General features: G+C 63.5%; 14 protein-coding genes. 8 read left to right on the plus strand and 6 right to left on the minus strand.

Features of this window, described 5'->3' with window-relative positions:
• Both VMS96_13290 and VMS96_13295 read right to left on the minus strand, forming a co-directional pair.
• On the minus strand, positions 1-642 hold a 642-nt coding region (locus VMS96_13290; GenBank protein HVP44401.1), incomplete at its 3' end, for an arsenical-resistance protein.
• Complete coding sequence (locus tag VMS96_13295; GenBank protein ID HVP44402.1) at positions 629-1,030, minus strand: metalloregulator ArsR/SmtB family transcription factor; 402 nt, start codon at positions 1,028-1,030, stop codon at positions 629-631. The genes VMS96_13295 and VMS96_13290, both read right to left, overlap by 14 nt.
• A gap of 98 nt (positions 1,031-1,128) precedes the next feature.
• On the opposite strand from VMS96_13295, the gene VMS96_13300 reads away from it, so the two are divergent.
• Positions 1,129-1,620, plus strand: coding sequence for an arsenate reductase ArsC (locus tag VMS96_13300; GenBank protein HVP44403.1), 492 nt, complete (start codon positions 1,129-1,131; stop codon positions 1,618-1,620).
• A 90-nt stretch (positions 1,621-1,710) separates the two neighbouring features.
• On the opposite strand, the gene VMS96_13305 is transcribed toward VMS96_13300, so the two are convergent.
• Entirely contained in the window at positions 1,711-2,529 is an 819-nt protein-coding gene (locus VMS96_13305; protein ID HVP44404.1) for an MBL fold metallo-hydrolase, read from the minus strand.
• Between the two features lie 389 nt (positions 2,530-2,918).
• On the opposite strand from VMS96_13305, the gene trpE reads away from it, so the two are divergent.
• Positions 2,919-4,391 (plus strand): anthranilate synthase component I, encoded by a 1,473-nt coding sequence (gene trpE / locus VMS96_13310; GenBank protein ID HVP44405.1) that lies wholly within the window; start codon positions 2,919-2,921, stop codon positions 4,389-4,391.
• Between the two features lie 124 nt (positions 4,392-4,515).
• Here the strand turns inward: trpE and VMS96_13315 are convergent, their stop codons facing one another.
• Both VMS96_13315 and VMS96_13320 read right to left on the minus strand, forming a co-directional pair.
• Positions 4,516-4,989 carry a hypothetical protein gene (locus tag VMS96_13315; protein HVP44406.1) on the minus strand — a complete coding sequence of 158 codons (474 nt, stop codon included), beginning with the start codon at positions 4,987-4,989 and terminating at the stop codon, positions 4,516-4,518.
• A 110-nt stretch (positions 4,990-5,099) separates the two neighbouring features.
• The gene (locus VMS96_13320; protein HVP44407.1) at positions 5,100-5,675 is read right to left on the minus strand and encodes an aminodeoxychorismate/anthranilate synthase component II; all 576 of its coding nucleotides are present in this window, start codon (positions 5,673-5,675) and stop codon (positions 5,100-5,102) included.
• Between the two features lie 133 nt (positions 5,676-5,808).
• Between VMS96_13320 and VMS96_13325 the strand changes: the two genes are divergently transcribed.
• The 3 genes from VMS96_13325 (at position 5,809) to VMS96_13335 (ending at position 8,227) form a co-directional block, all read left to right on the plus strand.
• Positions 5,809-6,141, plus strand: a complete 333-nt coding sequence (locus VMS96_13325) for a PilZ domain-containing protein (protein ID HVP44408.1) — start codon at positions 5,809-5,811, stop codon at positions 6,139-6,141.
• Between the two features lie 87 nt (positions 6,142-6,228).
• Positions 6,229-7,167, plus strand: a complete 939-nt coding sequence (locus VMS96_13330) for a hypothetical protein (GenBank protein HVP44409.1) — start codon at positions 6,229-6,231, stop codon at positions 7,165-7,167.
• Between the two features lie 232 nt (positions 7,168-7,399).
• On the plus strand, positions 7,400-8,227 hold the full coding sequence (locus tag VMS96_13335) for an energy transducer TonB (GenBank protein HVP44410.1): 828 nt from the start codon (positions 7,400-7,402) through the stop codon (positions 8,225-8,227).
• Between the two features lie 80 nt (positions 8,228-8,307).
• Here the strand turns inward: VMS96_13335 and VMS96_13340 are convergent, their stop codons facing one another.
• On the minus strand, positions 8,308-8,595 hold the full coding sequence (locus VMS96_13340; GenBank protein ID HVP44411.1) for a YtxH domain-containing protein: 288 nt from the start codon (positions 8,593-8,595) through the stop codon (positions 8,308-8,310).
• Positions 8,596-8,934: 339 nt separating this feature from the next.
• Here VMS96_13340 and efp point away from each other — a divergent pair, with 339 nt between their 5' ends.
• From efp to VMS96_13355, 3 genes are all read left to right on the plus strand, one after another.
• Positions 8,935-9,501, plus strand: a complete 567-nt coding sequence (efp, locus tag VMS96_13345; GenBank protein ID HVP44412.1) for an elongation factor P — start codon at positions 8,935-8,937, stop codon at positions 9,499-9,501.
• 114 nt (positions 9,502-9,615) lie between these two features.
• Entirely contained in the window at positions 9,616-9,915 is a 300-nt protein-coding gene (locus VMS96_13350) for an acylphosphatase (protein HVP44413.1), read from the plus strand.
• Between the two features lies 1 nt (position 9,916).
• Positions 9,917-10,462 (plus strand): adenine phosphoribosyltransferase, encoded by a 546-nt coding sequence (locus VMS96_13355; protein ID HVP44414.1) that lies wholly within the window; start codon positions 9,917-9,919, stop codon positions 10,460-10,462.
• Positions 10,463-10,726: the final 264 nt, after the last annotated feature.

Below are 10,726 nucleotides of genomic sequence, written 5' to 3' on the forward strand. Positions count from 1 at the left end.
GCCGGCGACCAGCGGGATCACGAAGAATAGAATCACCGAGAAAAGCAAGACTCGGAACGGCACATTGAGCGACGACGCCCCGCTCACCAGAAAGCGCACGATGGGCGCGAACAGGAACAGCATGATCAGATCGTTCACCGAGACCTGCACCAGGGTGTAAGCGGGGTCGCCATCGGTGAGATAGCTCCAGACAAAGACCATGGCGGTGCAGGGGGCAGCGGCCAGGATGATGACTCCGGCGATGTACTGGTCGGCGTCGGCGGGCGCGATCCAGGCGGCGAAGACGTGGCGGAAGAACAGCCAGCCGATCAGGGCCATCGAGAATGGCTTCACCAGCCAGTTCACGAACAGCGTGACCAGCAAGCCGCGGGGACGGCGGCCGACGTTGCGGATGGCGCCGAAGTCCACCTTCATCATCATGGGCGTGATCATCAGCCAGATGAGGACGGCGATGGGGATGTTGACCTGGCTGCCGCGGCCGAACTCCATCCGGCGGAGTGCGTCCACGGCGGCCGGCGCCCACTTGCCCAGAGTGAGGCCAGCGAGCATGCACAGCCCGACCCAGAGGGTCAGGTAGCGCTCGAAGAAGGCCAGGCGGCGCGGGGCGGCGACTGGTGGGGCGACCTGTTCAGCGATCGGCATGCGGGGTTGTCTTTTCTCCGCGCAGGGCGGAATAAGGGCGGAACGCGCTGACCGTGCAGTCACCATGGCGGATGGCGTGCTTCAGTTTTTCCACGTCGGCGCGCAGCGCGTCATCACGCCGGCATATCTGTCGCAGGAAATCGAACAGGAGGCGCGCCTCACCTTGGCAGACTTCCGACAGCCTGTAATAGACGCGGAAGCCCTCGCGGCGGTCCAGCACCAGCCCGGAGTTCTTCAGGTAGGTGAGGTGGCGGGAGACGTTGGGCTGGGGGGACTCCAGCACGTGCTGGATTTCGCAGACACACAGTTCGCCGTGCAACAGCAGGTTCAGGATGCGCAGGCGGTTGCCGTCCGCCAGCCCCTTGAAGATGCGCTCCAGTTCGCTCATCCGGTCGACCTCTTGCGTATATTCGCATATATGTATAGAGTTGTCGAGATATTCGCGCCCGCGAAGATGGATCCAGTCCCAGGTGCGAGGTGCCGACCATGCCAGGAGCCTACAACGTACTGTTTCTGTGCACGGGCAATTCAGCTCGTTCGATCATGGCCGAGGCCATCCTGAAGCGCAAGGGTCTTCCCAATTTCGTTGCGTACAGCGCCGGCAGCCATCCGGCGGGCGAGGTCAATCCGGAGGCGATCAAGCAGCTGCAAGCCGCGCACTTGCCTACTGGGGGACTGCGCAGCAAGAGCTGGGAAGAATTTGCGGGGGAGGGTGCGCCGGCGATGAACTTTGTATTCACCGTCTGCGACAACGCCGCCAAGGAGGTTTGTCCGGTTTGGCCGGGCCAGCCGATGACTGCCCACTGGGGCATTCCCGACCCGGCTGCCGTCGTGGGTAGTCCGACCGAGGTGTCGCGCGCCTTTCGTGAGGCGTTCGTCGCGCTCGACCGCCGTATCAGTCTCTTCATCTCCCTGCCGCTGCAGAGCCTCGATAAGTTCGCCATTCAGAAAGAGATCGAGCGCATCGGCCGCGAATGAACGCACCTATGGCCTAGGGATCCCGTCGACTTCGCTCAGGATGACAGATGGGCAGGATTCACAGCCGCGGGCGGCTGTGCCACACAAGATTCAGACCTGGATCTCCATGCCCTCGCTGGCGGCGCGGACCTTGGGATAGTGGTCGCGGGCGGTCCTGACGATGGAGTCGATGCACTCGTCGGAGTGGTCGGGATCGTGGTGGAAGAGCACCAGCTCCTTGGTGCCGCTCTCCATCACGATGTTCACCGCCTCGCGCCAATGGCTGTGGCCCCAGCCGCGCTTCTTGGCGGCGTATTCCTCGGGCAGGTACTGGGCATCGTAGATGAGCACATCGGCGCCCTGGGCCAGCTTGCGGACGTTCTTGTCAAAGACCGGGTGACCGGGCTCGTTATCGGTGGCGTACACCAGCACGTGGTTCTCGGTCTCCAGGCGGAAGCCGAGGCAGCCCTGGGGATGGTTCAGCCACATGGACTGGATGACGCAATCGTCAAAGGCGATGCGGTCTTCCTCGATGTCATAGAAATTGCGGTGGGCGGCCATCTCGCTCATGTCCACCGGGAAGTAGGGATCCGACATCTGTTCCTCGATGGCGCGCTGCAGGCCGCGCGAGCGGCTGGAGGAGTGGAAGAAGAAGTAGTTGTCGGGGTTCTCGTAGAGCGGCTGGAAGAAGGGGATGCCCTGGATGTGGTCCCAGTGGAAGTGGGAGATGAAGATGTGGGCGTGGATGGGCTTGCCGTTGAATTCCTTGGTCAGTTGCTTGCCCAAGTTGCGGAAGCCGGTGCCGCAATCGAAGACGTAGATGTTGCCGTTGACGCGAACCTCGACACAGGAGGTATTGCCGCCATAGCGGAGGTTCTCCGCCTGCGGAGTCGGTGTCGATCCTCGCACGCCCCAGAACTTGACCTGCATGGGCCTCCGCCGGCCGCACAGCCGGCTCCTGAATCCGTCGTGCCCCAGCGCGCCCCGAACAGGGCGCACCACTCCGTCCGCTCACCGCCCAGGTATCGGCGAACTGTACGCTTGCAAGGGCGCGCTACCGCACGTCCGATGCGGCTCGGGGAAGGACCTTTTGGGCGATGAACGGCAGCAGTATAAGCCAACTAAGGCTTGGCAAGTCAATACTTTCCGGAGTACTCGGTACTCAGTACTCGGTACTCAGTTTGGCACCGACTAAGAGCAACCGACGCCCCTCTCCCAGCGGCGGAACAACCCGCAGCCGCAAGGAGCGAACCCTAACTCTTTATAATGCGGGACGTTAACTGAGTACTGAGTACCGAGTAACTGAATACTTCTTCGCCATGCGCCCTGATTTCGACCAATTCGCCGACCTGGCCAAGCAAGCGACGCTCATCCCCGTCTCGCGCACTATCACCGCCGACCTGCAAACGCCGGTCTCCGCCTTCCTGAGCATCGCCGCCGGCGAGCCGTACTCGTTCCTGCTGGAATCGGTGGAGGGCGGAGAGAAGATCGGGCGCTACACCTTCCTGGGCGCGCGGCCGTACATGATCGTGCGCTCGCGGGGAGAAAGACTCGAGGTCGAGCGCAGCGGGCGCCTGGAACGAAGTGAAGGCGACGTGTTCCGTACGTTACGAGACCTGTTCAGCGCCCACCGCGTGGCGCCGGTCGAGGGCCTGCCGCCGTTCACCTCGGGCGCGGTCGGGTTCTTCGCCTACGACATGGTGCGGCGGCTGGAGCGGTTGCCGGAGCGGGCGCGGCCGGACATCGACGTCCCTGACTGCGTCCTGATGTTTTTCGACCGCCTGCTGGCCTTCGACCACGTGCGCCACCAGATCCACATCCTGGCCGCCGCCGACGTCAGCCGGGAGAAACCGCGCAAGGCCTACGAGCGCGCGCTGCGCGACATCGCCACGCTGGAAACGAGACTTGCCGTCGGCCCGCGCAGAGCCGATGTGCGGCACAAACCGGCGCGCGGGGCGATGAAGACCACGGCCGCCACCTCGCCCAAGCAGTTCATGGACAGCGTGCGCCGGGCCAAGGAGTACATCGCCGCCGGCGACATCTTTCAGGTCGTGCTCTCGCAGCGCCTGGAGTTCATCCCCGGCGTCCGGCCGTTCGACATCTACCGCGCGCTGCGCACCGTGAATCCGTCCCCGTATATGTACTTCCTGCGGATGGGAGACAACCACGTGATCGGCTCTTCGCCGGAGATGCTGGTGAAGGTGACGGGGCGCAAATTGGAGTACCGGCCGATCGCGGGCACCCGCTGGCGCGGCAAGGATGACGCCGAGGACCAGCGTCTGGAGGAAGAACTGCGCTCCGACGAGAAGGAACGCGCCGAGCACGTCATGCTGGTGGACCTGGGCCGCAACGACGTCGGCCGGGTCAGCGAGTACGGCACGGTGAAGGTGCGCGACCTGATGTACGTGGAGCGCTACTCGCACGTCATGCACCTGGTGTCCGCGATCGAGGGCAAGCTGCGCGCGGGACTGGGGCCGCTGGACGCCTTCGCCGCCTGCTTCCCCGCCGGCACGCTCACCGGCGCGCCCAAGGTGCGGGCCATGGAGATCATTGAAGAACTGGAGCCGGTGCGGCGCGGCGTGTACGGCGGCTCGGTGCTCTACGCCGACTTCGCCGGAAACTTGGATTCCTGCATCGCCATCCGCACCCTGATGATGGACAAGACAAAAGCGTTCGTCCAAGCGGGCGCGGGTATCGTCGCCGATTCCGACCCGCAGCGCGAGTACGAGGAGTGCGTCAACAAGGCCAAGGCCGTGGTGCGGGCGGTGGAGCTCGCAAGAGAAGGTCTTTGACCTGCGAAGCAGCGGACAAAATCTGAGATCTGAAATCTGAAATCTGCAGTCTGCAATCCTTAGCGAAATCGATTGCAGATCTCAGATTGCAGATTTCAGATTTGAGATTTTGTAGCCCCGAACGTCAGGGTGTCATATCGTCGCAAAGTTGTTCGGGATCGCGGGCCTTTCCCTGTCGCTTGCATTTCTTCGCCGACTCGCTCAAGACATAGATGATGCAGTCGCAAAAGGCGTCGCCATCACCGTGCCCCCAGTGATGAACCACCACTGTACGGTTGTCGAGCCACCGTGCAACGCCGAAATACTCGTGGTGGCCTCCCGCTAGACCCTTTACGAAGTGTTGAATCTCTTCTTGCACATCAATCCGAGGCGTGCTTTCATCGACCGCAACGACGTAGGTATTTGTAAAGTCGCTTCCCGCGTGGTCGTTTAGGGCAAAGTGCTTACTGTCAGGCGCCCACAGCACGGCCGCTGACCGGCCGTACTCGTACACTTTTCGGCTTTGACCTGTCTTCCTCTCCTTGAGAAAGATCGAGTGGTGCGGTTCTTTGTCGCTATCGACATTGATCAGCTCAAACCGTTTGTCAGGAGAGAGCAAATGCGCGTTTCGACCGGGGAAATTCGGCGGATATGGCCTGAGCGTGGGTAATCGTTGAAAGCAGAATCAGACTTACAACAAGAGAGCTTGCAAATGTCATGTGCAGGCCACTATAACGCCAAGAAATTCGCGATCAGCCTCTTCCCGTCTTCCGTCAGCACGCTTTCCGGGTGGAACTGCACGCCTTCGACGGGATACTTCCTGTGGCGCAGGCCCATGATGATGCGCGAGCCGTCGGCGTCGCGGGTGGTGGCGCTGATCTCCAGTTCCTTCGGCAGTCCCTTTTCGCTGACGATCAGCGAGTGATAGCGGGTAGCGGTCATGGGCGAGCGCACGCCGGCGAAGATGGTGCGGCCGTCGTGCTCGATCTGGCTGGTCTTGCCGTGCATCAGGTGGGGCGCTCGCACGACCTTCCCGCCGAAGGCCGCGCCCAGCGCCTGGTGACCCAGGCAGACGCCCAGCACCGGCGTCTTGCCGGCGAAGTGGCGGATGAGCTCGATGCTGATGCCGGCCTCCTGCGGCGTGCACGGTCCCGGCGAGACCAGGATGTGCGAGGGCCGCAGCCGCTCGATCTCCTCGACCGTGGTCTGGTCGTTGCGCCGCACCTCGACCTGCTGGCCCATCTCGCCCAAGTACTGGACCAGGTTGTAGGTGAAGGAATCGTAGTTATCGAGCACGAAGACCACGCCTTATTGTAGCGGCTTTGCTATGTCCTTCGGAGGCAGCGTCTTAGGGCGCGCGCCAAGGGCATGTCCAACTTGTACCTTGACACCCACAGCGGGGGAAGGTGATTCTAGGCGCTCACGAGAGTGGAGGCCTATGGCGGAAACTTCACCGGAACAGCGGGCGACGCGGCGGTTTGCGCTACGGCTGCCCGTAACCATCAAGTTCAGCGACGGCGCCTCCACCGATGCGCAGGCCCAGACCCGCGACGTCAGCGCCCGCGGCGTCTTCTTCTACATGGATTCGAAGATCGAAGAGGGCTCTCCCATCGAGTTCACGCTCACCTTGCCGCCCGAGATCACGTTGACCGAGAGCATCCGGGTACGCTGCCGCGGCAAGGTGGTGCGCGTGGACCAGGCAGGCCCGGGCAACCGGATCGGCATCGGCGCGGTCATTGAGCAATACGACTTCGTCTCCGAAGTGCAATGATCCCCGAAGGCGGCCTGCGGGCGCGCCTTCCTTGTTCCCCCTGAGTTCCTCTACCCCCTGCCGGTCGTGTAAGATGGCCGCCACCTCATGAAGTTCCGGCTGTCATTCTGCTGCGTCGCCTTGCTCTGCCTGGTTCCCTGCGCCTACGGACAAAAGACCCTCGGAGAGGTCTATGCCACCGACGCCACGGTGAAAGGCTCCGTGGTGCTGGCGGGAGGGGGCACGCGCCTGATGAGCGGCTCCTCGGTGAGCGCGGGCGAGGCCACCGCCGTGGTCAAGCTGGCACGCGGCGGCGAGGTGCACGTTTGCTCCAACACCAGCATCTCCGTCACCGCCTCTCCCAACGGCCGCGACCTGCTGCTGGCCATGGGTACCGGCGCGATCGAGACCCATTACGCGATCGGCGCCAGCGCTGATTCCCTGCTCACCCCGGACTTCCGCATCCAGATGCCGGGCCCCGGGGCCTTCCATTTCGCCTACGCAGCCGATGCCCGCGGCAACACCTGCGTGCACTCGATGTCCTCCAACGGTGCGTCGGTGATCGTTGCCGAACTGATGGGCGATGGCACCTACCAGGTGAAGCCGGGAGAGCGGGTCCGCTTCAGGAACGGAAGCATCGCGGCCGCGGTAGCGGACACCGGGGACTGCGGCTGCCCCACACCGCCTCCGCCGGTGATCAAGACCGCGGCCCCGGCGCCGCCGGAAACCAAGACCGTGGAAAAAGCGTTGGTCGCGCAGGCGACTGAAAGCGCCATGACCGTGCCACCGCCGCCCGATGCAAGCGGCGTCCGTGTGACCATGGACGCGCCTTTCATCTTCAACGCCAGCGGGCCGCCGCCGCCCAGGGTCCCCGACCCGCCGCCGATGCAGCGCCGGGAGATCGCCAGCCTGCCCGCCGTCCCGCAACCGGAGGTGTCGCCGCCTCCGCCGCCGCCGGCACCGCCGGTAACCGCGGAGAAGAAGAAGGAAAAGCGCGGATTCTTTGGCCGGCTGCGCGGCTTCTTCGCCTCAGTCTTCGGGGGCTAAGGGACGGGTGGACAAGAACTTGCGCCAGCGACTGCAAACTGCGCGATAATAAGGGGCAGGCGCTCCCCCGCGTGAGAGGCTTGTTCCCCTCCGGGGAGTGACGACCGCGATTCTACGGATTTCGGGAAACGTTTTTCGCGTCTTGGGGTCTATACTTAGGGGATTCATGGCGGGACCTGGAGTGAAACCGGCAGCGGCAACCGGCAGGGCATCAGTCTCTCCCAGGGAGGTGGTGCTGCCTACGCTCTTCGGGGTGGGCTACCACAACTATGATGCCCAAGCGAACAACTTCATCCTCTCCTTCTTGGTGCATGCCCTGGCGGTGGCGGGACTGCTCTACTCCGGCATTTACATCCAGGAACACAAGGTGGAGATCAAGCAGCACGTGATGGGCATGGTCACCGACATCAGCCCCTACATCCTGCCGCCGGCGAAGGACGCATCGGGTGGCGGTGGTGGGGGCGGCGACCGCGATAAGCTGGCAGCCTCCAAGGGCAACCTGCCCAAGCTCTCCGACAAGCAGTTCACCCCTCCGGTGGCCGTCATCCGCAACGAGAATCCGAAGCTGGCGATGGAACCCACGGTCGTGGTCCCGCCGAATATCCCGCTGCCTACCGGCGGGCAGCTGGGTGATCCGCTCTCCAAGGTGCTGGGCCCGCTTTCGAACGGCACCGGCTCGGGCGGCGGCATCGGTAGCGGCAGTGGCGGCGGAGTGGGATCCGGGCGCGGTCCGGGCGTGGGCCCGGGCTGGGGCGGAGGCATCGGCGGCGGCGCCTACCGGGTGGGTGGAGGGGTGAGCGCTCCGCGCCCCATCTACGACCCCGATCCGGAATACTCTGAAGAGGCACGCAAAGCCAAGTACCAGGGCACGGTGGTGCTGTGGGTGATCGTTGGCCCCGACGGACACGTGCGCGATCTGCGCGTGGCCCGCTCCTTGGGCATGGGCCTGGACGAGGAAGCCATGAAGACCGTGCGTACGTGGCGCTTTGAGCCTGCCCGCAAGGACGGCCAGCCGGTCCCGGTGCAGGTCTCCATCGAAGTCAACTTCCGGCTGTTCTGAGGGACCAGGTTTTAGACAGAAGCCGCGGATCCAGGTCCGCGGCTTTCGTCTTTTTGGGTATTCTCTTGTGTGTACTTTCTTTAGCGATCGAACATCTTGCTGACCGGGGAGACGCGGTCCCGGACTTCCTCAGCGAGCTCGCTGCCCCGCTTGACCCATTCGCCGCCGCGTTCGACCAAGTCCTCCGCGCCTTCGAGGGCGTCGTCGTAGCGCCGGCGCAGCAAGCGCCGCATCTGTTTGCCGGTCTTGGGGGCGAATAGCAGCGCGGTCAGGGCGCCGATCCCCAAACCGATGAACAGGAAAGTCAGCGCCGTGCCCACCGAGCTGCGCTCCGAGGCCTGATACTCACCGAATCGTTTGTATGACATAGGCTCTCCTGTGAGCGCACAATTCTACGCGCCCGAATTAGGAAAGAACATCGCAGAAGTCAGAACGAAGATCGCAGAAGTGGACCGGGACTACCTTCACTTCCGCGATCCTACTTCTGCGATCTAACTTGCTTTTCTTACGAGGGGCACCAGCAGTTCCCTCGGGGCCAAAGTGCGCTGGGGATGACACTACGAAGACGGCTGCGGCCGAGGCGCGGACTAGGGTAAAATCAAGTGTTTGTCTCTGAGCCCGCGGCGCGATTGTTCCTGCGGCCGCGCTGTGACCCGGTCCAGCAGGCTCTTCCGACAGCAATACAGCACAGGAGTCCCCACGTTCTTATGGCGATACCAGCGACCCAGATGCGCCCCGGCATGATCATCAAGCACAACCACGAGCTGCACCTGGTCTTCAGCGTCGAGCACCGTACCCCAGGGAATCTGCGAGCCTTCATCCAGGCCAAGCTGCGCAACCTGCGCACCGGGGCCATGTTCGAGCACCGCTTCCGCTCCGCCGACGCCATCGACCGCGTGGTAGTGGACGAGACCGAGATGGAGTACCTCTACCAGGACGGCGACGACTACTACTTCATGAACACTGAGACCTATGACCAGGTCCACCTGAGCAAGGAAGTGCTGGGCGACGCCACCGACTACCTGACGCCCAACCTGAAGATCAAGGTCGAGTTCCACGAGGGCCGCCCCATCGGCATCGAGCTGCCGCAGACCGTGGACTTGCAGGTGGTGGAGACTGAGCCCGGGCTCAAGAGCGCCACCGCCTCCTCGGTAATGAAGCCGGCCAAAACCGAGACCGGGCTGGTGGTGCAGGTGCCGCCCTTCATCAGCGAGGGCGAGAAGATCCGGGTGGACACCGCCGAGGGAACGTACCTGGAGCGGGTGAAAGCCTGAATGGAGTCATGCTGAGGGCCTTCAGGCCCGAAGCATCTCGCGTGCCCTATTTGTGAGTGCTGCGCGCGAGATCCTTCGGTGCTAAAGCACCTCAGGATGACGCCGGTTAGAGTGATGGCACGAACCGAACAATCCGTGGAAGCGCGCCGCTATGTAGTGCGAGGACGGGTGCAGGGGGTCGGCTTCCGCTGGTTCGTGGAGCGGGAAGCGCACCTGCTGGGCGTGGCCGGCGTGGTGCGCAACCAGGCCGACGGCAGCGTCGAAGTCGTGGCCCAGGGGACGCCCGAGCAACTGGCCGGCCTCCACGGGCGCTTGCGCGAAGGCCCGCGCGCGGCGCGCGTGGATGCAGTGGACGTCTCTCCAGCCGAGGTCCAGCCCGGCCTGGAATCATTCCGCATCGAAGGAGCCTGGTGACATGCAGACCAAGCCCGCCACCGACTGTTCCAGCCTGAAGCAGCTGATCCGCGAGGTCCCCGACTTCCCCATCCCCGGCATCCTCTTCTACGACATCACCACCCTGCTGAAGGACAAGAAGGGCTTCGCCACGCTCATCGACGCGCTCTCCGAGCACTACATCGACAAGGAAGTGGACCTGGTGCTGGGCATGGAGGCCCGGGGCTTCATTTTTGGCCCCGCGGTCGCGTACCGGCTGAACGCCGGATTCGTGCCGGTGCGCAAGCCGAAGAAGCTGCCCGCCGAGGTGGCGCGCATCGAGTACGCGCTGGAATATGGCAAGAACACGCTGGAGGTCCACAAGGACGCGGTCAAGAAGGGGCAGCGGGTGATCATCGTGGACGACCTGCTGGCCACCGGCGGCACGGCCGCCGCTACCGTCGAATTGGCCAAGTCACTCGGGGGCGAGATCGCCGGCCTGGGCTTCGTGGTCGAGCTTGACTTCCTGAAGGGTCGAGAGAAACTAGGTGCCCTTGATGTCTTCTCGTTGCTGCATTACGATAAATAGCTCACAGGAAGCAGGAGGCGGGACGCAGGCAGCACTCGATTTACGCCTGCATTCTGCCACCTGCCTTCTGCTCCATGCCTCCTAGTAACGTATTTACAAGCCCCAGGTTCCTGCATATAGTAGCGGCGCGCTCGAACTCTCCCCCGACAGGCCATTTTTCCCGCCTTGGGCCCATCTTCACGGGTTCGCTTGGGGCGGTGGGGACTGGAAAGGCTCAGAAGGACGTGGAATCACCGGCCGCAGCGGAAAAAGCGAAAGCAGCTC

It is taken from the genome of Terriglobales bacterium, assembly GCA_035543055.1.
Taxonomy (GTDB): Bacteria; Acidobacteriota; Terriglobia; order Terriglobales; family Acidobacteriaceae; genus JAIQFD01.